Raw genomic sequence first — 24188 nt, forward strand, 5'->3', positions numbered from 1 at the left:
TCTTTAACATACTGGTTAAGTGATTTTTTTTCGGTTAAAATGGTGTAAGTCGCTTTTTGAGCAGGGAGTTTAAGAAATTTAGGGGTGGTTAGTTATGGAAGGGCAAAGTACGATACGCAATGAAAAATGGAAACGGGATATTACACTTTTTTTAAGTAGCCAAACGATTTCTTTATTTGGTTCATCGCTCGTTCAGTATGCAATGATGTGGTATATTACGCTGTCTACTCAATCGGGTATGATGATGACACTTTATATAATTTGCGGATTTATTCCGACTTTTTTATTGTCCCCAGTGGCGGGGGTTTGGGCGGATCGATTTAATCGGAAAAAGTTAATTATAATTGCGGATGGTATGATTGCATTTGCTACGTTAATTTTAGCCATTGTTTTTATGCTTGGTTATGATTCTATTTGGCTATTATTCGCCATGGCATCTATTCGGGCAGTTGGAGCGGGCATTCAAACGCCTGCTGTTGGTGCTATCTTGCCGCAAATTGTACCAGAACAGCATTTGATGCGTGTCAATGGTATTAATGGGACGATTCAAGCGGTTATTATGTTTGTGTCACCAATGGTCAGTGCTGCGTTATTGTCGTTCGCCACTATGAAGGTAATTTTCTTTATTGATGTTATTACGGCTGCAATTGCAATTATCGTTCTTTTAACATTATTAAAAATCCCGCTGCATGCGAAAGCGGCACAGCAACAAGAAATAAGCTATTTAGGTGATTTCAAATTAGGCATCCAATATATTAAACAACATGATTTTTTAAAAAGCTTTTTTGTATTTTTTGCGGCCCTTTTTGTATTAATGGCGCCCGTATCATTTTTAACCCCATTGCAAGTAGCGAGAAGCTTTGGTGAGGATTATTGGCGCCTTACAGCGATTGAAATTACCTTTTCTATCGGGATGATGATTGGTGGTATTGTTATTGCTTCGTGGGGTGGTTTCCGAAATCGGATTTATACGATGATGTTCGCTGGTGTGGTCATGGCAATTTGTACAATTCTATTAGGCATTCTTCCAATTTTTTCGCTATATTTATTTGCGATGGCACTCTTTGGAGTAGCGATGCCGATTTTTAATACACCGACGATGACGATTGTCCAAGAAAAAGTAGATCCAGATTATTTAGGTCGAATATTCGGGGTATTTGGCATGATTTCTACGTCTATGATGCCATTAGGAATGTTGATTTTCGGACCTTTAGCCGATATTATTTCGGTGGAGACATTATTAATAGGAACAGGAACACTCATGTTGATTGTGACGCTACTTATTATTAGGAGTAAGTCTTTAATAAGAGCAGGTGAGCCAGTCCCTAAAAAATAGAATAGGTTATTTTAAATAATAAAGGAGTATTTTGATAATAAGTCAAAATGCTCCTTTTTTTGCGAGATTTACGTCCAATTTGTATTTGTTTGCTATTACGAATAGATCCTTGCAACTCGCAAATACTAAAGAAAACAATCAAAAATTTGGAGGTGTAATAGCTTGAACTTTAAATTGAGCGTAACAATATTTGTTTGTATTGGTGCAGCGTTTTTACTTTTTGCGAGCTATAGTTACTCTTCGGATAAAGGAAGGAAATATTATGAAGAAACGGAACAAATACTATGGGAAGTTGATACAAACGAAAAAATCGTTGCTTTAACGTTCGATGATGGCCCGCATTATAAATATACACCTGAAATTTTAAATTTATTAAATAAATATCATGCAAAGGCAACGTTCTTTATTGTTGGTAAAAATGCAGAAAAAAATCCCGAAGTTATTTTACGTATGTACGAAGAAGGTCACGAAATCGCTAATCATACGTATTCTCATCCGACAAAAATAAAGACGGCAGATTTATTGGAAGAGATACAAATGACGAGTGAAGTATTGTTTAGTATGACTGGGAAAATCCCTGAACTGTTTCGACCCGTGGAAGGACAATACACAGATGAAATGATTGATGCTGTTACAAAAAAAGGGTATAAAGTGGTGATGTGGTCTTGGCATCTCGATACGGAGGATTGGAGAAATCCAGGAGTTGATATAATTACCAAGAAAGTAATCGATGGAGTTGGAAATGGGAAAGTTGTTCTTTTTCATGATGGCGGGGCAAATCGGAGACAAACCGTACAAGCATTAGAAAAGATATTAGCCAATCTCGAAGGGCAAGGTTATAAATTTGTTACGATTAGCGAATTACTAGCTGTTAAGAAAAGGGATGAAAATAGAAGGAAAACTATTGAAAAAAACCAGGAATCGGAATGATTTCTGGAGTTCAGCGTTGGGAAAACTATAAACAGGGAAAAGCAGAAATCTAAACATTTCTGCTTTTTAATTTGTAAAGTTAGCCCATAATATTGTAGCCACAATCGATATAAATTGTTTCGCCTGTCACGCCTCGAGATAGATGGCTTAGCATAACCATTGTCATATCCGCAACTTCTGCTTGATTCGTATTGCGTTTTAAAGGGGCTGTCTCTTCAATTTTGTGTAAAATTTGATTGAAACTTGGCACACCTTTTGCCGCTAATGTACGAATAGCCCCAGCTGAAATCGCGTTGACACGGATATTTTCAGCACCTAAATCAGCCGCTAAATAACGCATCGATGCTTCGAGTGCAGCTTTTGCTACGCCCATCACATTATAGCCATCAAGCACGCGTTCTGCGCCTAAATAGGACATTGTAACAATCGAGCCACCTTCAGTCATAAATGGCTTAGCAGCGTTACTAACAGCGATTAGAGAATATGCGCTCGTATCTTGTGCAAAAGCGTAGCCGTCACGCGTCGTTTGTACAAATCGATTTTTTAAATCTTCCGCGTGTGCGAAAGCGACAGAGTGAACGATACCATGAATGACTTGGAACTGTTCGCCGATTTGTTGGAAAGCCTTTGCGATACTTTCATCACTATTGACATCGCATTCAACGATGGCTACATTTTGTCGGTCTAATTTTTCGAGCATTTTTTCGATTTTCCCTTTCGAACGCTCTTTTCTATATGTGAAAATGACATTTGCTCCAACTTCAAATAATTGTTGTGCAATTCCCCATGCGATACTGCGCTCATTGGCAACGCCCATTACGACGATATTTTTCCCTTGTAATTGTAATAAATCCATTTAAACACCCCTATGAGTAATTAGTTATTATTAGTACCTGCTACTAATAATAACTATAACATCATGAAATTTGTATCGCAATAGGGAGTTTGAGGAATTTATTTACTTACTAAATAAGTTCACCAAAAGAGTATATCCTTATGAGGGAAGTTTTCTAATAAAGTATGTGCTAGTTCAGGCTGGCTAAGCACATGAGGCGCACAGACAATGTTAGCACAAATCTATACGACTCATCTGTGTGCTTTGTGCAAGGCCAGCCTATTTAAAATTTTATCTACTGTAGCTTTCTGGATTAATTGCGCCGCTACCGTGGGAGGCGGCGTTATCTTTAATCGATTTTTATCCCATTAGGAAAAACCCATCCTATTTTTTGCTATTGAGGATCAAAAATCATACTACCTTTGCGCAAAATTGAACCTTTGAAGTGACAAAATATGCTATAAAAATGCGAGCAAACGGATTGTTTTGCAGTCACAATGATATTGCATGAAAGAATTTTATCGTCGAGCGCGTATATCAAAAAAGATATTAAGTAGCTGAAATTAACTTCATATTCAAAAAAATGATTAGAAATTGTATTGGGGCAAAATTGAATAGAAAGAGTTAATTGGAATGGAGGGGAGGCGACTCCAGCGGGAACAGCACGAGGCCTGAGACTACAGGCTCAGGAGGTGCCCGCGGAAAGCGTCCGGACTGGAATGGAAATTAACTCCCCCCTTTTTCAGAGGGAATTAATAATGATAGATTCTTTTATTAATTATATACGGGAATTGACTTCAATTAAAAAAGACATCTCCTTGCACGGTTTAGCGCAAAGGGATGTCTTTTTTTATAAACGACTATTCAAATTTTAAAGAATCGCCGTCGAATTTTTCATCTGCAACTTTGATTGAATCTGTTGGGCAACCTTCGAATGCATCTTGCATGTCTTCTAATAGATCTTCTGGAACTTCAGTAGTCCCCATGTTATCATCTAAAATAACGAAAGCAATTCCTTCATCATCATAATCATAAATGTCTGGTGCAGCAGCGCCACAAGCGCCACAAGCGATACATGTATCTGCATCCACGATTGTATATTTTGGCATTGTTATCTCTCCTTTTTCCGTTCGCTTCCAATAAGCTCTTTTTTATTCTAATTGTGTTTCAAACACATTTCAACCTAATACTACGAAAATGAGGGATTTGATTTGCTAATTCAACAAATTCTTTTGAAAATTTTTACAACATTTCAAAATGAACGCACATTATCTGCCGCTTTTCATTTGCTAAAAGGGAAACGCTCAGGACAGACGATTCAAGATGTCGGATTGTTTCAATTACATCCGTTTTTTGGGTTACTACCAAAACTTACGAGAGGGCAATTTGATGAGCAAGTTGATTTATTATTTGCGAAAAATTATATTCTTATTGAAGAGAATGGCTATTATCATATGACCGAAATTGGTATAAAGCAAGCGAGTGAAGTGTTATTGTTTCATTTTGATGGATGGCATTATCGTGGAAATGAACATGTCTTTTTTGCGCGGTTGTCTTTAGTTCTCCAAAGCTTATCGCATCAAGCAGCAGGGATAAAATCATTTATTGCCATCGAAAAAGATGAGGATGTCCAAAGATTTGTGCGCGAATTTTTAGTGGGAAATCAGTTTCAACAGCAATCTTTACAAATGAAAGTTTATTTAGAAATGGAACGAAGCCTGGAAAAGATTCAAGTAGATGAGCAAGTAAAAACAATCATTGTATACCGTTTGTCAGGTTTTCAGGAGCCGGGGTTAACATGGCAGCAAATGGCGTTTGGCTTTCATAGGCAAGAAATGGATATTCAGTTAATGTACGTCAGTGGCCTCCATCTATGGTTAAATGGAATTTTAGATGATGCGCAAAGTTATCCGTATTTATATCAACTTGCTCAGGGAATTCGTGTCGACCTCATGCTTACGAGTTCGGCAAATGAAACGGCGAAATTGTATAGCAAAGGGCATTCCCTGGAGCAAATCAGCGCGATACGTAGGTTGAAACTAAATACAATTGAAGATCATATTGTTGAACTCGCGATGAATGATAGAAAATTTGATATTCAACCGTTTATTAACATAGAGGATCAACAACTAATCATCAATGCGTCAGAAGATTATCAAACAAAAAAGTTAAAAGTTTTACGAGAAATTATTCCGCATGTGAGTTATTTTCAGCTGCGTTTAGCATTGGCAAAGGGGGCAAATCATTAATGCAATTGGAGTCGTATTTACACCAATATTTTGGCTATGAAACATTTCGTTCGGGACAAAAGGAAGTGGTGGAACAATTAATTGCAGGGAAGGATGTCGTTGCCTTATTGCCTACAGGAATGGGGAAATCCCTTTGCTATCAACTGCCAGGCTATGTTTTTGATAAACCTGTATTAATTATTTCACCGTTGTTATCTTTAATGCAAGATCAAGTAGATCAGTTAAAACAAATGGGTGAAAAGCGCGTCATTGCACTGAATTCTTTTTTAACGCCTGCGCAAAAAAATTATGCACTACATTTTTTGCATGAGTACCGTTTTATTTTTATATCACCGGAAATGCTGTTGCAGCCACAAGTAAAAGCGCGCTTGTCAAGCATGGAACTATCATTAATTGTTGCGGATGAAGCGCATTGTATTTCGCAATGGGGCTATGATTTTCGGCCTGATTATTTACGTATTGGTGAAGTTATTCAAGTGACGAATCGCCCACCAGTACTCGCATTATCTGCAACGGCAACAACGAAAGTATTGCACGATATTGAACATTATTTAGAGATGGATTGTCCTTTTACGTATGTGCATTCTGTCGATCGTCCAAATATTCACCTCGTAAAAAGATCTTTCGTTGTTAAGGAAGATAAATTAGCGTGGATTTTAGAGCATGTTGAAAAAACGTCTGGTCCTGGAATTATTTATACGCAGTCAAGGGCAAAAACGGAAAGTATTAGTTCGCAGTTATTGCAGCGTGGCATTGCAGCTGCAGCGTATCATGCAGGAAAAGAGATGCAGGACCGCCAGTTTATTCAGCATCAATTTTTAGCAGGGCAGTTGGACTGGATTGTAGCGACAAATGCTTTTGGAATGGGGATACATAAAAATAATGTGCGACAAATTATTCATGAATCTATGCCGTCAACTGTCGCGAATTATATGCAAGAAATTGGTCGAGCAGGTCGTGATGGCAAGGATGCCGTTGCATTTTTGTTATTTTGCGAAGGCGACGAGCAATATGCAAAGTTTATCGTATCGGAAGACTTGCCAAAGGACTTTCATGTGGATCGCTATGCAGAGTATAAAGCAAATGGGGAGCAACCTAATGTCATGCTATCCAATGGCGAAATTTCGGAAGTAGCGTTTCGTGTTGTGAATTATTGGATGGAACGCGAAACAGTTGAACAAGTAAAGGAAAGACTTGGAAACATGCAAATGGCAAAGTTTGACGAAGTGATGGCGATGTTGAAAATTGTTGAAACAACATCCTGTATGCGGGAACTTTTAATCGACTATTTTGGTCAACAAGTAGAGGAGAAGCATGAAAACTGTTGTAGTAATTGTGGTGTGGACATTTCAGCGTTATTAAAAGAACGAGTGGAGCCGAAAAGTCAAAATTCAATGACCGATTGGAAAGCTCGATTGCAACAGATTTTGCTGCGAAACTTGTAAACTGTTGATGAACCGTTTACTTTTTAGTAAAATTTCGTCATAATATGATGAGTAGGCGTAATTGATATGAGTTGGAGGATTGCAACTATGACAAAGGAAGATTACCGAGAAAAGGTAGAAGAACATCGTCAGGAAATCGATTTACATAATGAGGAAATAGCTAAAGTATCTCGTGTAAAGCGGCATCGAAAACCAGGTGCTAAAAAACGAAAAAATCCACTTATGACAGTACTTGTTGTTTTCTTTATTTTGCTACCATTAAGTATGTTGGGGTATGTTTGGTTATTTTATGAGCCACAAGCAAAGGCCCCTTCAGATAAAGAAGTTGTTGAAAGTGATACACAACAAGTCGTGATTGAAAAACAGGACCCAGAAAAAACACCTATTGTTGATGTAGACGAGTCAAAAGAAGATGACGAAGCTAAAAAGCAAGAACAGGCGGATTTAGCAAAATCTGAACAAGAAAAGCAACGTTTAATCGCGGAAGAGGCAAAAAAGGCTGAAGAAAAAGCCATGCAGGAACAAAAAGTTGCTGCTCAAAAAGCGAAAGAATTAGAAGAAAAGAAAAAAGCGGAAGAACAAGCAAAAGCTCAGCAAAAAACACATTTGGTTAGTCCTACAGACAATTTATACCAAATTGCGATTAAATATTATGGGGATGGAAGTCCAGCCAATATTGAAAAAATAATAAAAGCAAATAATTTACCAAATGACAATATTTTTTCAGGACAAAAATTGATTATTGCACCATAAGGTCGAGTATTTTGTATAATAACTATAGAAAAGACGAATCCGAAAAAGGCATCGTCTTTTTCTTTTGAATTGGGGGGAAGTAAATGACCTTTATTGCAATAATAATCGCTCTGTGCTTGAGCATTTTAGTGTATATGTTCAAACAAGCACATGAAAATAACGTACGTATGCACACCATTCATACTGCTGGAGAGGAAGAAACCTTTCGATTATTTTTTATTTCGGATACACATGCGCGAAAAATTAATGAACAAATGATTGCGTCGATTACCGAGCCGGTAGATTGTGTTGTAATTGGTGGTGATTTTGTGGATAGAAGAACACCTAAACACATCATGCAAGAAAATATTCGACTATTGAAAACGTTGGGACCTGTTTATTTCATTTGGGGAAATAATGACCGTGAGCAAGGTGAAAACACACTTCGCCAATTGTTTGATAAACATGAAATTATGATTATTGAAAATGAGTCTATTGCATTTAAAAGTAAAAATAATGTAAAGATAAGTGCAATCGATTTTCAATTTGCATCAAGAAATGTTGAGCAAGCATTTCAAAATTGTAGCGAGCAATCGACCATTTTCATTGCCCATAATCCCCAAGTATTCCCGAAAGTTCATTCGAAGTTTAAGCCATTACTCAGCATAGGGGCACATCTACACGGTGGCCAAATTCGTATAGGAAAATTCGGTATACAACCACATGGCTATTTTGCGAAAAAAGACGGACATTATGAGCTTGTAAGCAATGGATATGGGACGACATTAATGCCGCTTAGGCTTGGTGCAAAACCAGAATGTCATTTAATTAAAATTAGATTCAGTAAGAATGTAAACAAATCATGATAATTCACAGTATAATGGGAATGACTTTTCAATTTTCTGTATATGTAAAAGTATCCCAAATAGGTTGAAGGAGATGTTTTTATGCAAAAGGTAGATGCAATCATTGTTGGTGGTGGACCTTGTGGCTTATCAGCAGCGATTGAACTACAAAATATCGGCTTATCCCCGATTGTTATTGAAAAAGGAAATGTGGTGAATGCTATTTACAATTATCCAACGCACCAAACCTTTTTTAGCACAAGTGAAAAGTTAGCAATTGGTGATGTGCCCTTTATCATTGAAGAGCGTAAACCAAAGCGCAATCAAGCGTTAGTATATTATCGTGAAGTAGTGAAAGCAAAAAAAGTTCAAGTCAATCGTTTTGAAAAGGTGCAAACCGTCGAGAAATTAGAAGATAGGTTTATTGTTCAAACAGATAAAGCGACTTATGAAACACCGTATGTCATCATTGCAACGGGTTATTATGATCATCCTAATTATTTGAACATACCAGGTGAGAAGTTGCCGAAAGTGCATCATTATTTTAAAGAGGCACATCCTTATTTTGATACCGATGTGCTCATTGTTGGCGGGAAAAACTCTGCCATTGATGCCGCACTTGAATTGAATAAAGCTGGAGCGCGTGTGACGGTTGTCTACCGAGGAAGTGACTATTCTCCAAGCATTAAGCCGTGGGTATTGCCAGAGTTTTTAGGGCTTGTGCGTGAAGGGGAAATCGCGATTCATTTTAATGCAGCAGTGAAGGAAATCCATGATAAACAGGCGATTATTACAATTGACGGGGAAGTGCAAACGATTGCAAATGATTTTGTATTTGCGATGACAGGCTATCACCCGGATCATGACTTTATTCGTGCGATGCATGTCAAAATCGATGATGAATCGGGCAGACCGCATTTTAATGAAGAAACGATGGAAACAAATGTGGAAAATTTATTCATTGCAGGAGTTATTGCTGCTGGAAATAATGCAAATGAAATATTTATTGAAAATGGTCGCTTCCATGGCGGTCAAATCGCACAAAAAATTGCCAACAAGAAAAACTAAGAGGTGAATCGCTTGAAGAAAAAAGTCGTTTTAATTACTACGGGTGGTACAATTGCAAGCACAAGAAATGAAAAGAATAAACTAGAATCAGGTAAATTAAATGGCGATGCGATTTTAGCGATGTGTCAGTTGGAAAACGACATCGACATCGAGTTAATCGACCTGTATCAAATTCCGTCGATGCATATGACCTATGACCATCTGAACTTATTAAATACAACCGTTCATCAAGTGTTTAAAGATGCTTCGGTTAGCGGGATCGTTATTACACATGGAACAGATAGTTTAGAAGAAACAGCCTATTTTCTAGAGCTTACAGTGAATGATGAACGTCCGATTATTGTGACAGGTTCGCAAAAGTCACCGGAAGATATTGGAACAGATGTGTATTCAAATTTACGAAACTCACTTTTAGTAGCTTTGAGTGAACAAGGGAAAAACATTGGCACATGCGTCGTGTTTAATGAACAAATACTTCATTCGAAATATGTGAAAAAAATCCACTCTTCAAGCATTAATGGATTTGGTGCAATTGGTTATGGCATGCTTGGGTATATTGATAATGATGAAGTTGTAATTTATCAAAAGCCTACGCAAAGAGAGTTTTATTCGATTCAGTCAAGTTACCCAAATGTTGAAATCATTTATGCATACTTAGGGGCAAGTTCGATTTTATTGAATGCTTTAAATGAAGCGAAGGTGGACGGCGTTGTATTGATCGGTGCGGGGCGTGGTCAAGTTGTTCCAGCGATGATTGAGCCGATTGAGCAATTATGTCACAACGGCACGAAAGTTGTTTTGACGACATCAACGGAGGAAGGTCGTGTATTCCCAACGTATGATTATCCTAGTAGTGCCAATAATTTAAAGGACATCGGTGTTGTAATGGGTGGCGATTTTGATCCGAAAAAAGCACGACTTAAATTGATGCTCATGCTTGCAAACGGCGCAACAAATTTTGATTCATTCATGCATTAAGCGAATATCTTCTTAACTCGGCTGAAATTTTGCCGAGTTTTTTGATTTTGTTAATGACTCAGTTGTAACCAAGTTAAACATGTTATACTAATAACAACTTGTTTTTTGATACAGTTAATGTCCAAATACCAATTGTATCAAGGAACTTAGGTTAACATTCTGTCCAAACACACTTCAAAAACTTATTGCAATTACGCCAAGGTGTAATGGATTTATAGAGAGGAGCCGGCCGAATGTTCATATTATTAATTTCCGCAGCAATTGCGCCGGGATTGGCCCTTTTGAGTTATTTTTACCTTAGAAATCAAATGGACACAGAACCTCGAAGAACGCTTCTTCAATCATTTATTTATGGTGCGATCATTACGTTCCCTATCCTTTTCATTCAATTCGTCTTAAAGGAAGAGCAGGCGTTTTCAAATGTCTTTTTTTCAAATGTCATTTTTACGAGTACAATTGAAGAGTTTTTTAAGTGGCTCGTCATTTTTGCAGTTATTTTAAAACATGTAGAGTTTGATGATCCTTATGATGGGGTTTTGTATGGAGCAGCTGTTTCGTTAGGCTTTGCTACAGTTGAAAACGTTATTTATTTATTATCCTTTGGCATAGACCAAGCGTTTATGCGCGCATTTTTACCTGTATCGAGCCATGCTTTATTTGGCGTTGTGATGGGGTATTATTATGGAAAAGGGAAATTTTCGACAGTGGATATTCAGAAAAGATATATTTTTTTAGCATTGCTCGCACCAGTCATCCTACATATTACGTATAACTCCATTTTAATGATGAAGGAATACTTTTTGTATGCGATGTTGCCATTCATGTTCTTTTTATGGTGGTTTGCCTTAAGAAAGGTGAAACAAGCGCACGAGCATTTAGTGGAACATTTATCTCGCATGGGGCCTATGAGTTAAAACAGAACGAAATTAATAACGTGTGCGATTGAAATTTTCAGTCGCGCGCGTTTTTTTTGTGCCTAAATTTTAGGCCAATATATCTTTTAGCGTATAATAATCGCATAATTTTACATCCTATTAAGAAAAGGGAGTGAAAGAGTTTTGAAAAAAGTTATTTATTTATTGGCTATTCTTTCATTAAGTCTTTCCATTCATGCATCCGCTTTTTCAAATCAAGATATTCAGCGCGGTGCATTTGGGGATGATGTTGTAGAATTACAAGCTCGTTTGCAGTATATAAGTTTTTATCATGGAGCGATTGACGGAAAGTTTGGCTACGGTACGTACTGGGCTTTACGAGAATTCCAAGAAAAATACGGGTTACCTGTAGATGGTATTGCCGGAAAAGCAACGAAGGATAAACTGGCGAATAACTCAGATTTCGATAAAGCGTATGTAGATAAGCAAATTAAAGCAGGTAATCGTTTTACTTATTACGGCGGGATGCCATTAGACCAGCAAGTGAAAAAAGGGGGCGGTTCAAATTCGACATCTTCTATGCAACTGCCAGCAAAATATAGTGAACAAGATTTACAACTTATGGCAAATGCTGTTTATGGAGAGGCGCGCGGAGAAGTTTATGAAGGTCAAGTCGCAGTCGCGGCAGTTATTTTAAATCGATTGGAATCACCTGAATTTCCGGATACAATTTCAGAAATAATATTCCAACCATTAGCATTTACAGCGGTTGCGGACGGTCAAATTTGGCTTCAACCGAATGAACGAGCGAAACAAGCTGTATTGGATGCAATCAACGGTTGGGATCCATCTGAAAATGCACTGTATTATTTCAACCCTGTGACAGCTACAAGTAAATGGATTTGGTCGAGACCACAAATTAAACAAATAGGAGAGCATATTTTTTGCTTATAAAAGGGTGATAGCATGAGAAACTTTTCGTATTTATTAGGTTTATTCGTTGTCATATTAGCATTTGTTGCATATGATTTATACGATAAAAATAAGCAACTCGAACGTAGCGTGCATGCAGCTTATACGAACGATTTATCTACTGCAACGGAAAAATTAACTGCACTGCATCGATCTGTTTCACAGTCTTTACTGTTTCAAGATGAGCGCGCATTAACGACAGAGCTAGATAATATTTGGCGGATTAGTGGTGAATTAAGAAAGTCAGTATCCAATTTACCATTACAAGATGAGGTCCAAACACAATGGATGCGTTATTTAGGGCGGATTGGAAACGCAGCGAAATTGACAGCAGATAGTGGAGATTTCAATAGTTGGAAAGCTACAATGGAACCCGTTTCAGCCAATTTGAATGCATTTGCCGAAGAGTGGAATGTGGCAACCGTTTCATTTTATGAAAATAACGGGGATTTTAATAAATGGCCAGCCAATAAGGCGATGGAAATTAAAGATTCACCATTTTTAGGGGCATCCAAGCAACTCAAATCCTATAACGAAACGGATTTCCCGTTAACGGCAAGTGAGTCCGATTACGAAAAGAAACGTGATTTGGAGCATTTATCGGATCAACCAATTACGAAAAAACAAGCGATAGAACAATTCAAAAAATATTTCCCAGAAATTTCGGATGCAGCGATTACCGTAACAAAGAGTAGAGATGATGCGCCGTATCCTTTCTATCATATTCAATTTATTCGAGGGACGAGAATTGGCTATGCGGATATTACAGAAAAAGGAGGGCATCTATTATCCTTCTTAATGGAAAGACCTGTTGCAAAAAGTGCATTGTCGCATGAAGAAATACTTAGTACTGCAAAAGGTTTCATGAAAAAAGTAGGCTATGAAGATGTTGAATTATCTGAATCCCGTGAAAATCATGAAGCGTGGCATTTAGTATTTACACGCGTCTATGGTGAAGATAAGGCGCTTGTTTATCCAGACAGCATTCAACTAAAAATAGCTAAGGATAATGCGGAAATATTAGGTATTAATGCGATGGAATATGTTCAAGAAGAAAAGATTCCACAACAAGCAACACTTCCAATTAATTGGGATGATTTTTTTGCTAACAATGTTAAAGTTGAGGAAGTAAAAAATATTTATACAGCAGATAATACATTTACACTCCGTAAATGCTATGAAGTCATTGCTCGAATCGATAATAACTTCCAAGACACCTTCCGAATAGTGATTGATGCGGAGACGCATAGAGTTATAAAAAATGAAAAAATGCAGTAAATTCTCTGGAAAAAGTATGAGGAGATAGTAGCTAATTTTATTGTACCATGCGATAATAGCACTATTAATCTTTATTGTACGAGGAGAATAAGATGGAACTAAAAATAGGTACTCATTTGACATTAGAACCAATTTATACTGAACTTGTAGAAAAGTTTCGTTGTCGAATTGTGGAGCAACAAGATAATGTAATTTTTATTGATTATCCAGTAAATGTACTAACGAAAAAAATAGCTTTTTTAGTTGATGGAGCGCAATTTCGAGTGACTTTTAGTACGGACTCGAAAGAAAATTATGCATTTAATACAGAAGTTCTTGGTCGTAAAGCGGGCAATGTGCAAATGATTATGCTCTCACTCCCACCTAAAGAAGGATTTCTTAAGGTTCAACGAAGAGAATATGTACGGATTGAAACACCTGTGGATGTAGCGATTGAATTTAATAATCAATTTTATCAATTCGTAGCGGAAGACATTAGCGCAGGTGGTACAGCGATTCATATTAAATCCCCCGTTGGATTTGATGAAGGCGATCGAGTAAAAATGGTTGTTGTCCTGCCATTTACAAATGGTGACGTGAGTTATGTAGAAACAGATGCCATCATTGTGCGTATTTTTGACAGAGATGAGATTCGAATCGCTTCTGTCCATTTTACGGATACCGATGATGTGGATCAGCAACATATTGTCCGCTTTTGTTTTGAACGTCAATTACTATTCCGCAAAAAAGAATTGAATGAAATATAATGTAAACCGCCATAAAAAAATGGCGGTTTTTTCAATGGGATGAGTGAAGGTAACCTCTGCAATGTGCATGAAAAGTCAAAGCAGATTATGATACAATATATACGGAAAGTAGGGATTATTTATGATAAAAAAAATTCAAATTGCAATCGATGGGCCAGCAGGTGCAGGTAAAAGTACAATCGCAAAAATCGTCGCTGAAGCATTGAACTTTACTTATATCGATACAGGGGCAATGTACCGTGCAGTTACGTATAAAGGAATAAATGAAAACATACAATTAGATGACGCGGTAGCTCTTGAAAAAATGCTGCGCACAACAATAATTACATTAAAGCCTTCAGCACAAGGACAACTTGTATTTGTTGATGGTGAAAATGTTTCTGAAGCAATACGTTCAAACGAAGTTACATCCAATGTTTCACAAGTTGCAGCCCATGCGAATATTCGTGAGATTTTAGTAGCTATGCAACAACAACTTGCTGCAAATGGTGGAGTTGTTATGGATGGTCGAGACATCGCAACACATGTTTTGAAGGAGGCAGAGTTAAAAATATTTATGTCTGCAACGGTTGAAGAACGCGCACAACGTCGTTATTTGGATAATCAACGTCGCGGGATTGCTTCTACAATCGAATCATTGCAAGAAGAAATTGCACGACGAGACAAGTTAGATAGTGAGCGTGAAGCGTCACCGTTAATTCAAGCTGAAGATGCCTTGTTTTTAGATACGACTAATTTAACGATTGACGAAGCAGCGCAAGCAATTTTAAAATTGGCTCATGAAAAAAAATTTTAATTTTTCCCTACATGTAAAAAAATTCTAAAAATAAAGGGATATTTTTTGTTTTTATCGAACATTTGGAATAAACTAATAAGTGGAATATGCGAAGGAGGGTTACATATGTCTGAAGAAATGAATTTAGGGTTAAACCAAGAATTTCGTGAAGGAGATATTGTGAAAGGTGTTGCTGAGCAAGTTGAGGATAAGTCAGTAACAATTTCGATAGAGGGTGCGCCTTTTAATGGAATTATACCGATTAGCGAACTTTCAAGCTTACACATTGAAAAAGCTTCGGATGCAGTATCGGTAGGAGATACGCTTGAGCTGATGATTACAAAGATAGAAGAAAGTAATTTTGTTTTATCGAAACGCAAAGTGGATGCATTACAAGCGTGGGATCAATTAGAAGCAAAACTTGCATCAGGTGAAATTTTTGAAGCGGAAGTCAAAGATGTCGTAAAAGGCGGCCTTGTCGTAGATCTAGGTGTGCGCGGCTTCGTACCAGCTTCATTAGTAGAAGATTATTTCGTTGAAAACTTTGATGATTACAAAGGTAAAACAATGAGTTTTAAAATTACTGAATTAGATAAAGAAAAAGGTCGATTAATTTTATCACACCGTGCCGTTTTGGAAGAACAAAAATCTTCTAAGAAAAAACAAGTGATTAATTCGATCCAAGAAGGCGATATTTTAACAGGTAAAGTACAGCGTTTAGCGAGTTTTGGTGCATTTATCGACCTTGGTGGAATTGATGGATTAGTGCATATTTCTCAAGTTGCACATGAGCATGTAGATGATGTATCAGCCGTTTTACATGAAGGACAGGAAGTGAAAGTAAAAGTGCTTTCTGTAGATCCGTTAAATGAGCGCGTTTCATTATCAATTAAAGATACGTTAGCTGGTCCTTGGATTAATATTGAGGCAAATGCTGCTAAAGGCTATGTGTTAAATGGTGTAGTAAAGCGTTTAGTAACATTTGGCGCATTTGTTGAAGTGTTCCCAGGTGTAGAAGGGCTTGTGCATATTTCGCAAATTGCCCATAAGCATATTAATACACCGCATGAAGTTTTAAAAGAAGGACAAGAAGTTGAAGTGAAGGTGCTTGAAGTGAACGAGCAAGAAAAACGTTTAGCATTAAGCATTAAAGCATTACAAGAGAATCCTGAAAAAGAAGAAGAATTCGAATATGAATTACCAGTTGAAACAACAGGCTTCTCATTTAGTGATGTTATTGGAGACCAATTAAAGGGCTTTAAATAAACAATAATCCAAAACGAATTTAGGAAGGGTAACCTTTTCCTAAATTCGTTTTTTAGTTTGAATGTTGTGAAAAAATGATATAACAGACAAATTCGTGTATAATACATAATAGATAAGTGTTTGGAAGGATGAAGTACAGATGACAAAACCAGTAATCGCCATCGTAGGACGTCCGAACGTAGGTAAATCAACAATTTTTAATCGTATTGTTGGAGAACGTGTATCGATCGTGGAAGATATTCCTGGCGTAACGCGTGACCGTATTTATAGTTCGGCTGATTGGCTAGCACATGAATTTAATATCATTGATACAGGTGGTATTGAAATAGGAGACGAGCCATTTTTAGAGCAAATTCGTCAGCAAGCAGAAATCGCAATTGAAGAAGCAGATGTAATTATATTCTTGACGAATGGTCGTGAAGGTGTAACTGCAGCAGATGAACAAGTGGCAAAAATTTTGTATAAAACGAAAAAACCAGTCATATTAGGGATCAATAAAATCGACAACCCTGATATGCGTCATATGATTTATGATTTCTATTCTTTAGGTTTCGGAGAGCCTTGGCCAATTTCTGGTTCACACGGCTTAGGTTTAGGAGACTTGCTTGATGAATGTGCTAAGCATTTCCCACAACAAGATGAAGAACAATATGGGGATGAAACAATTAAATTCTCATTAATTGGACGCCCGAATGTAGGGAAATCTTCATTAGTAAACGCATTTTTAGGTCAAGAGCGTGTTATTGTAAGTGATATTCAAGGAACAACACGTGATGCAATTGACTCACCTTATACGCATGATGACCAAGATTATGTCATCATTGATACAGCAGGTATGCGCAAAAAAGGGAAAGTGTATGAATCAACAGAAAAGTATTCTGTTTTACGTGCACTTAGAGCGATTGAACGTTCAGATGTTGTTTTAGTTATTTTAAACGCAGACGAAGGCATTCAAGAACAAGATAAAAAAATTGCTGGATATGCTCATGAAGCAGGAAAAGCGGTTATTATTGTCGTGAATAAATGGGATGCTATTGAAAAAGACGAAAAAACAATGAACTTCTATACGGAGCAAATCCGTGAGCACTTCTTATTTTTAGATTATGCACCGATTGTTTTCGTATCAGCTAAAACGAAACAGCGTGTATTAACAATTTTACCAATTATTAAACGCGTTAGTGAAAATCATGCGATGCGTATTCAATCATCAATCTTAAATGAAGTGATTGAAGATGCAGTTGCACGTAATCCAGCACCAACAGATAAAGGACGCCGCTTACGTATTTACTATGCAACACAAGTTGCGACTAAGCCGCCTACATTTGTTGTCTTTGTAAATGAACCAGAGTTAATGCACTTCTCTTATGTGCGTTTCTTAGAAAACCGTATTCGCGAAACATTTGATTTCGAAGGTACACCGCTTCGTTTAATTACACGTGCTCGTGACTAATTAATCGAATCCAGAAAGTATTAAATCACAAGTAAAATAATATGTCCTTTTTACAGCAGAGACGCTAGTTTATTTCGATGAACTAGCGTTTTTGTACAATAAAGGATCGTACGCGTAAATTACAATGGGGAAGTGACGGAGGATAATCATGAAGGAAAATGTAGTAGTATTAGGGGCTGGTTCGTGGGGTACTGCGCTAGCGATTGTTTTGGCGGAAAATGGCCATGACACATTGATTTGGTCTCATCGCGAGGACCAAGCAAACGAAATTAATGAGCAACAAACAAATAAAAAATATTTGCCTAACACAATCTTACCGCAAAATTTAGTCGCGACACATGATTTAGAAAAAGCAGCAAAACATGCTACAACAATTGTCATGGCCGTTCCTACAAAAGGAATTCGAGAAGTTTGTGCAAATATATCGCAATTTTTAACGGAAAAAACATTATTTACACATGTATCAAAGGGGATTGAACCCGATTCATTAATGTGTATTTCTGAGATTATGAAGGAAAGCTTAAAACCCGAAATACTCGGGGATATTGTTGTGCTATCAGGACCTTCTCATGCGGAAGAAGTTGTTTTGCAACATCCTACGACAATTGCTGCAACATGTGAAAATTTAGAGGCAGCAGAAAAAGTGCAAGATTTATTTATGAATCACTATTTCCGCGTGTACACAAATGATGATGTGATTGGTGTAGAAATTGGTGGCGCGTTAAAAAATGTTATCGCCTTAGCTGCAGGTATTACGGACGGTCTGCAATACGGTGATAATGCAAAAGCCGCGCTCATTACACGTGGTTTAGCTGAAATTACTAGATTAGGTGTTAAAATGGGCGGTAATCCATTTACATTTGCCGGTTTGACAGGTATGGGTGACTTAATTGTGACGTGTACAAGTGTTCATTCGAGAAACTGGCGCGCAGGAAATATGCTAGGTAAAGGGATGAAGTTGCCACAAGTGTTAGAAGAAATGGGCATGGTTGTGGAAGGTGTTCGAACAACGAAAGCTGCCTACCAACTCGCACAAAAATATGACGTTACGATGCCAATTACATCCGCTTTATATGAAGTGCTCTTTAATGATATGGGTCCAAAAGAAGCGGTTGATCAATTAATGATTCGAATGAAAAAAAGAGAAATCGATGAAACACAGTAATTCGAAGTGAAGGTGTCAACTACGCGTAAAAAGATGATTAATTGTCACAATTGAGGAGGTATGCGCGCATACCTCCTATTCTTTTAGTTGTGAAAACGCTATAATTATTAGCGGAAGTGGAAGTAATTAGTTATGAAAGGCGGTTTTATCGTTGCAACACATATTGCAGTTTATGGATCCTTCGTTTTTAATTTTTGCATCAGCACGTGGTCCTTTAGATGCGATGAGTGCACTTGATGTGATGTGGGTATCATTTTATTCAATCGGCTTATTGTTATTATCTGTTATTATGATTTCTGCAGTGCGTAAATGGGTACATAATGCGTTATTATCATTTATACTCCGATTGATTGCTTTCGGAATGTTTTTGATAGGGTCAATACTTATGGTGCTCGTAATCTTTACGTGGCCAAATTAATGATGGAGGAAAAACAACATGAAATGGTCTAAATTGTGGCTTATTTTTTCGCTAGCAACAATCATTTTAGTTGGTTGTGGTTCGCCGACTAATTTTGATCAGTCAAGCATGCGTCCCGATGTGGATATGTTAGCAGGCGTGCAAAGAGCAGTAGATGAATTCCAAAAAGATACGGGTGTTTTACCAATTAAAACACGAGATCAAGATACGGATATTTTCATTAAATATTTAATTGATTTCGACAAGCTTGTACCGAAATACATAGGTTCACCACCAGCCAATGCGTACGAAAAAGGTGGCATATTCCAATATATGATATGGAACCCAGAGGAAAATCCAACAGTAAAGCTGGTTGATTTACGTGCCCCTGAACGTATACGCGAAGTTAATATTCGTTTCTCAGCAACGAAATATCCACAGTTTAAGGATAAAGTAATTGAGCATGTGTATACGATTAATTTTAAAAATATTGGTTATAAAGAAGATATAACCGTTCCAAGCCCATATTCAAATAACGAATTGCCGATTTTAGTCTCTTCAGAAGGCAACTTGTATGTGGATTATTCAATCGACTTATATCAATACATGCAGGACAATAATATTACTGCGACACCAGGAGAGGACATTCGAGAGCTGTTAGTGGATGCCTATTCAATCGTTCCTGCCTATTCATTGCCTTACACAGTCGATGAAAATAACGAACCGGTCATTATGTATGATCCGTTGAAAATAGAAGAGTAATGCTTAAAAGTCTCGTACATATGTTGTGCGAGACTTTTTCATATTTAGTAAGAGGAAAACATATAGTATTGTTGAGAGTGCTTCAAATTTGAACATCAAACGAGTTTTTGTGTACGCATATCGGTGTTCATGTAGATTGTGAAGTTTTGGAAAAGGGAGGAACGGCAATTAGCGATCAAATTTTTCAGCAACTCGCGGAACGAACAAATGGCGATATTTATATTGGGGTAGTAGGACCGGTTCGAGTAGGGAAGTCAACATTTGTTAAAAAGGTCATGGAAGGCGTTATTTTACCGAACATTACAAATGCAGATGATCGTATGCGTGCTATGGACGAGTTACCACAAAGCTCTCCTGGACCCGTTATTATGACATCTGAACCAAAATTTGTTCCAGCTCAAGGGACAACGGTGACGATAGGGGAAAGTGAAATGCCATTCCGCATACGACTTGTCGATTGTGTTGGGTATGTCATCGATGGGGCGAAAGGTTATCAAGATGAATCTGGCCCGAAATATGTGCATACACCTTGGCATAATGAACCGATTGCATTCCAAGAAGCTGCAAAAATGGGTACCGATAAAGTCATTCGAGATCATGCGAATTTAGGGATTGTCGTGACTACGGATGGATCAGTAAATGGTATGAGTCGAGCAGCTGCACAAGTAGCGGAAGAGCAAATTATTGAGCAATTAACGGATATCGGGAAGCCTTTTGTTTTAGTGTTAAATAGCTCGATGCCAACCTCTAACGAAACGACCAATCTGCGTAATGCCCTAATTGAGCGCTATGATGTGCCGGTAATCGCGATTTCAGTCGATAAGATGCAACCAGCAGATGTGGCGTATATTTTACAGGAAGCGTTATTTGAGTTCCCAGTAAATCAAATCGAAGTGGAGAAGCCGGATTGGTTAGAAATACTCGATGATCATCATGAATTAAATGAAACATTAACATTTGCTATAGAGCAATTGCAGGATGGTTTGATGAAAATTCGAGATGTGGATTCTGCAAGTGCGATTTTACAACAAATCGATTTTGTTGAAAATTGCAATGTGGAAAGAATGGACCCTGGTTCAGGCGTTGCGACGCTCCGGGTAACAGTGGATAACGAGACATACAAAAGAGTGTGCCAACAATGGCTGGAAAAACCAGTTGATACGAAAAAAGATTGGTTGTTATTTATAAAGGAAGCTGCGGAGGCGAAACAAGCTCAGAAAAGATTCCGTGAAGCCATTTCAGATGCGCGAGAGGAAGGTTACGGTGTTACATTACCGGCGATGGATGAATTTGTTCCGAGTGAACCAGAGTTAATTAAACAAAATAACTTTTTCGGTGTTCGTATGAAGGCAAGCGCACCATCGTATCATATTATTCGTATCGATATGGACGCAGAATTTTCACCGCTCATTGGATCTGAATTCCACAGCCAACATTTACTCAAAGATTTACAACATGCATATGACCATGACCGTCAAGCTTTGTGGGAAACACAATTATTCGGTACGCCGTTACATGAAGTGTTAACGGAAAGTATCCGCTATAAAATGCAAGTTGTGCCAACAAGTGCAAAAAATAGAATGCGCTTAATGATGGAACGAATGGTGAATGAAGGCGAAAAAGGTCTAATTACGTTTATTATTTAGTCAGTAAATGAATTTAAACAATAAAGAAAAACGCACAGGACAGTTCACTTTATAGGTGAAATGTCCTGTAATTTGTGTTTTTCCATACAAAATACTAAAATTTAGTTAAAACATGTATGAATACAGTTGCGTCGCGGTTTTCTGTGTGTTACTCTTTTTACAGGATTTAGATTCATGACCCTTTGAGAGGAGGTGAATGGTGTGAATAAAACAGAATTAGTAAACGCTGTTGCTGAAGCGGCAGGTCTTTCTAAAAAAGATGCTTCTAAAGCAGTTGAATCTGTATTTGATACAATTCAAGATGCTCTTGCAAAGGGTGACAAAGTACAATTAATCGGTTTTGGTAACTTTGAAGTTCGTGAACGTGCGGCTCGTAAAGGTCGTAACCCACAAACTGGTATGGAAATCGAAATTGCTGCGAGCAAAGTACCTGCTTTCAAACCAGGTAAAGCGCTTAAAGACGCTGTAAAATAATTTTTGCCGTCTAGCGTTACATAGAGCAGCCTTCAGAATTTCTGAAGGCTGCTCTTTTTTAGCGACAACAACGACAAAATCACGTATTTCTAATATAAAAACAAGGAACTACAATTATACATATGAGTTTTCACCTAGTCGAAATGCATTTGTCGAATTAAGTATACAGTTTTTGAACTTATTGACGAGATATGCTACGATTCACTTGGTGAAATGCAAACGAAAAGCGATCTACATAGATAGAACAGATCCTTAAATAAACGAAAAATAATATAAAAACTTAATGATTCCGTTTTGGGTAATTTAGGAGGAAATAGTTTCATGACGAATGTTGATTTAAAAAAAATTGAAGAAGCAGTAAAAATGATATTAGAAGCGGTTGGCGAGGATGTTGAACGGGAAGGTTTACTCGATACACCAAAGCGCGTTTCAAAAATGTATGCAGAAATGTTTAGTGGTTTAAACGAAGATCCACGTGAATACTTTAATACCGTTTTTCATGAAGATCATGAAGAGTTAGTACTTGTTAAGGATATTCCATTTTTTTCAATGTGTGAGCATCACTTAGTACCTTTTTACGGGAAAGCGCATATTGCTTATATTCCAAAAGACGGTAAAGTCGCTGGGTTAAGCAAGTTAGGACGTTGCGTCGAGTCGGTTGCACGTCGCCCGCAATTACAAGAACGTATTACTTCAACAGTAGCGGACACAATTATGGAAATGTTAGATCCAAAGGGTGTTTATGTCATTATCGAAGCAGAACATATGTGTATGACAATGCGTGGCTTAAAAAAACCTGGTGCAAAAACAATCACATCCGTTGCACGTGGCATTTATGAGCAAGATGATGTGAAACGAAATGAAGTTATTACATTTGTTCAAATGTCATAACTGACGTTGTTTATGGTATGATAAACGAAGGAATTGTAATGGTGAGGAGAAGCGAAAAATGGCACAAGATTATATTATCATCGAAGCAGAAGAAGATGGCGTTCATGTGATTGGTTTGACACGTGGAACGGATACAAAATTTCACCATTCTGAAAAATTAGATGCAGGTGAAGTAATGATTGCGCAGTTTACAGAACATACATCAGCTATGAAAATTCGTGGGAAAGCAAAAATTCATTCGACACACGGTATTGTTCAAAGTAACGGGAAGAAATAATAATTTGAATTGAAACAACACTGAAATGGAGTAATTTCTATGAGTGCAACATACATTACACAATCTATTCAGCAATTAAAATCAAATATTTTCATGCATGTTCGTCATAGAGCATTACTACAAAATGTCGGAGAACCAATGTTGAATGATGAACAATTGTTTTTTATTCAATTGCCGTTTTTAGATGGAAAACCATCAGATGACGACCGGGAAACAAGTGCAATAACGGTTGGGATTGTGCATGCATCCCTTTTTGAGCATGAAAAAATCAAAGAACAAAATGCGACGAGTAAACAGCAACAGTTAACTGTGCTCGCTGGTGATTATTATAGCGGTCGCTATTACCAATTATTAGCGCTTTCTAAAAATATTCAGCTCATTCAAAAATTGTCTAAAGGGATTGTCAATCGCTGTGAACAACAGATTAAAATTTACGAACCTGTGAAAAGACCTCTTCAAGAGTGGATTGACAGTATAAGCATAATTGAATGTGAATTAATTGAACGCTATTATGAAGCATATGAATTTACACAATATAAAAATTTAATGAAAAAAACGTTAACTTATTTACGATTGAAAAAAGAGTTTTCATTGATTGGAAATGGTGAGGAAGGCTTTTTTAAAAAGCAATTACATACGGATACATTCAACTCACCGACCGTTCAAAAAGATTTGCAAGAAGAACTTAAGAAGAAACAGGATGAATTGCAAGGGATTGTGAAGCGCACACCAATACAACCCGAATTAAAACAATATATCGAGCAATTGATCACTTCATAAGTGAATAAGAAAGGTT

At 37.4% G+C, this 24188-nt stretch carries 25 protein-coding genes; 23 read left to right on the forward strand and 2 right to left on the reverse strand.

From position 1 onward, the window contains the following. Positions 1 to 94: 94 nt before the first annotated feature. Both MHI10_RS06305 and MHI10_RS06310 read left to right on the forward strand, forming a co-directional pair. Positions 95 to 1336 carry an MFS transporter gene (locus MHI10_RS06305; protein ID WP_340783927.1) on the forward strand — a complete coding sequence of 414 codons (1242 nt, stop codon included), beginning with the start codon at positions 95 to 97 and terminating at the stop codon, positions 1334 to 1336. Between the two features lie 162 nt (positions 1337 to 1498). Next, positions 1499 to 2266, forward strand: coding sequence for a polysaccharide deacetylase family protein (locus MHI10_RS06310; RefSeq protein WP_445683176.1), 768 nt, complete (start codon positions 1499 to 1501; stop codon positions 2264 to 2266). 79 nt (positions 2267 to 2345) lie between these two features. Here MHI10_RS06310 and fabI read toward each other — a convergent pair whose 3' ends face one another. Both fabI and MHI10_RS06320 read right to left on the reverse strand, forming a co-directional pair. Then, positions 2346 to 3122, reverse strand: coding sequence for an enoyl-ACP reductase FabI (gene fabI, locus MHI10_RS06315; RefSeq protein WP_340783928.1), 777 nt, complete (start codon positions 3120 to 3122; stop codon positions 2346 to 2348). An 839-nt stretch (positions 3123 to 3961) separates the two neighbouring features. After that, entirely contained in the window at positions 3962 to 4210 is a 249-nt protein-coding gene (locus tag MHI10_RS06320; protein ID WP_057982184.1) for a 4Fe-4S domain-containing protein, read from the reverse strand. A 102-nt stretch (positions 4211 to 4312) separates the two neighbouring features. Here MHI10_RS06320 and MHI10_RS06325 point away from each other — a divergent pair, with 102 nt between their 5' ends. From MHI10_RS06325 to MHI10_RS06425, 21 genes are all read left to right on the forward strand, one after another. After that, positions 4313 to 5350: a helix-turn-helix domain-containing protein gene (locus MHI10_RS06325; RefSeq protein WP_340783931.1), complete on the forward strand. Its 1038-nt coding sequence runs from the start codon at positions 4313 to 4315 to the stop codon at positions 5348 to 5350. Beyond that, positions 5350 to 6795 (forward strand): RecQ family ATP-dependent DNA helicase, encoded by a 1446-nt coding sequence (locus MHI10_RS06330; protein ID WP_340783932.1) that lies wholly within the window; start codon positions 5350 to 5352, stop codon positions 6793 to 6795. The genes MHI10_RS06325 and MHI10_RS06330 overlap by 1 nt, the downstream gene beginning before the upstream one ends. Before the next feature lie 87 nt (positions 6796 to 6882). Continuing rightward, positions 6883 to 7548 carry a LysM peptidoglycan-binding domain-containing protein gene (locus tag MHI10_RS06335; RefSeq protein WP_340783934.1) on the forward strand — a complete coding sequence of 222 codons (666 nt, stop codon included), beginning with the start codon at positions 6883 to 6885 and terminating at the stop codon, positions 7546 to 7548. 83 nt (positions 7549 to 7631) lie between these two features. Then, entirely contained in the window at positions 7632 to 8393 is a 762-nt protein-coding gene (locus MHI10_RS06340) for a metallophosphoesterase (protein WP_340783936.1), read from the forward strand. Positions 8394 to 8474: 81 nt separating this feature from the next. Then, on the forward strand, positions 8475 to 9440 hold the full coding sequence (locus tag MHI10_RS06345) for a YpdA family putative bacillithiol disulfide reductase (RefSeq protein WP_340783938.1): 966 nt from the start codon (positions 8475 to 8477) through the stop codon (positions 9438 to 9440). A gap of 12 nt (positions 9441 to 9452) precedes the next feature. Beyond that, positions 9453 to 10418: an asparaginase gene (locus tag MHI10_RS06350; protein WP_340783940.1), complete on the forward strand. Its 966-nt coding sequence runs from the start codon at positions 9453 to 9455 to the stop codon at positions 10416 to 10418. Positions 10419 to 10651: 233 nt separating this feature from the next. Further along, complete coding sequence (gene prsW / locus MHI10_RS06355) at positions 10652 to 11332, forward strand: glutamic-type intramembrane protease PrsW (protein WP_340783942.1); 681 nt, start codon at positions 10652 to 10654, stop codon at positions 11330 to 11332. Positions 11333 to 11476: 144 nt separating this feature from the next. Continuing rightward, complete coding sequence (gene sleB / locus MHI10_RS06360; RefSeq protein ID WP_340783944.1) at positions 11477 to 12247, forward strand: spore cortex-lytic enzyme; 771 nt, start codon at positions 11477 to 11479, stop codon at positions 12245 to 12247. 12 nt (positions 12248 to 12259) lie between these two features. After that, on the forward strand, positions 12260 to 13543 hold the full coding sequence (locus MHI10_RS06365; RefSeq protein WP_340783946.1) for a PepSY1/2 domain-containing protein: 1284 nt from the start codon (positions 12260 to 12262) through the stop codon (positions 13541 to 13543). Between the two features lie 92 nt (positions 13544 to 13635). Continuing rightward, positions 13636 to 14289, forward strand: a complete 654-nt coding sequence (locus tag MHI10_RS06370; RefSeq protein WP_340783947.1) for a flagellar brake protein — start codon at positions 13636 to 13638, stop codon at positions 14287 to 14289. Between the two features lie 121 nt (positions 14290 to 14410). Further along, positions 14411 to 15085 carry a (d)CMP kinase gene (cmk, locus tag MHI10_RS06375; protein ID WP_340783949.1) on the forward strand — a complete coding sequence of 225 codons (675 nt, stop codon included), beginning with the start codon at positions 14411 to 14413 and terminating at the stop codon, positions 15083 to 15085. Positions 15086 to 15190: 105 nt separating this feature from the next. Continuing rightward, positions 15191 to 16330 (forward strand): 30S ribosomal protein S1, encoded by a 1140-nt coding sequence (gene rpsA / locus MHI10_RS06380; protein ID WP_340783951.1) that lies wholly within the window; start codon positions 15191 to 15193, stop codon positions 16328 to 16330. Between the two features lie 139 nt (positions 16331 to 16469). Further along, a complete protein-coding gene (der, locus tag MHI10_RS06385) occupies positions 16470 to 17780 on the forward strand; it encodes a ribosome biogenesis GTPase Der (RefSeq protein WP_340783952.1) in 1311 nt (436 codons plus the stop codon). Positions 17781 to 17928: 148 nt separating this feature from the next. Then, positions 17929 to 18945 (forward strand): NAD(P)H-dependent glycerol-3-phosphate dehydrogenase, encoded by a 1017-nt coding sequence (locus MHI10_RS06390; RefSeq protein ID WP_340783954.1) that lies wholly within the window; start codon positions 17929 to 17931, stop codon positions 18943 to 18945. A gap of 151 nt (positions 18946 to 19096) precedes the next feature. After that, positions 19097 to 19363: a DUF2768 domain-containing protein gene (locus MHI10_RS06395; RefSeq protein ID WP_340783956.1), complete on the forward strand. Its 267-nt coding sequence runs from the start codon at positions 19097 to 19099 to the stop codon at positions 19361 to 19363. 18 nt (positions 19364 to 19381) lie between these two features. Continuing rightward, entirely contained in the window at positions 19382 to 20104 is a 723-nt protein-coding gene (locus MHI10_RS06400; protein ID WP_340783960.1) for a hypothetical protein, read from the forward strand. 146 nt (positions 20105 to 20250) lie between these two features. Continuing rightward, positions 20251 to 21750 carry a stage IV sporulation protein A gene (gene spoIVA, locus MHI10_RS06405; protein WP_340783962.1) on the forward strand — a complete coding sequence of 500 codons (1500 nt, stop codon included), beginning with the start codon at positions 20251 to 20253 and terminating at the stop codon, positions 21748 to 21750. A 201-nt stretch (positions 21751 to 21951) separates the two neighbouring features. Beyond that, complete coding sequence (locus tag MHI10_RS06410; RefSeq protein ID WP_340783964.1) at positions 21952 to 22224, forward strand: HU family DNA-binding protein; 273 nt, start codon at positions 21952 to 21954, stop codon at positions 22222 to 22224. A gap of 321 nt (positions 22225 to 22545) precedes the next feature. Beyond that, positions 22546 to 23115, forward strand: a complete 570-nt coding sequence (gene folE / locus MHI10_RS06415) for a GTP cyclohydrolase I FolE (protein ID WP_340783967.1) — start codon at positions 22546 to 22548, stop codon at positions 23113 to 23115. Positions 23116 to 23173: 58 nt separating this feature from the next. Next, entirely contained in the window at positions 23174 to 23392 is a 219-nt protein-coding gene (gene mtrB, locus MHI10_RS06420) for a trp RNA-binding attenuation protein MtrB (RefSeq protein ID WP_057982218.1), read from the forward strand. 39 nt (positions 23393 to 23431) lie between these two features. Continuing rightward, the gene (locus tag MHI10_RS06425; RefSeq protein ID WP_340783969.1) at positions 23432 to 24172 is read left to right on the forward strand and encodes a heptaprenyl diphosphate synthase component 1; all 741 of its coding nucleotides are present in this window, start codon (positions 23432 to 23434) and stop codon (positions 24170 to 24172) included. Positions 24173 to 24188: the final 16 nt, after the last annotated feature.

The sequence above is a fragment of the Solibacillus sp. FSL K6-1523 genome (assembly GCF_038005225.1).
Classification (GTDB): domain Bacteria; phylum Bacillota; class Bacilli; order Bacillales_A; family Planococcaceae; genus Solibacillus.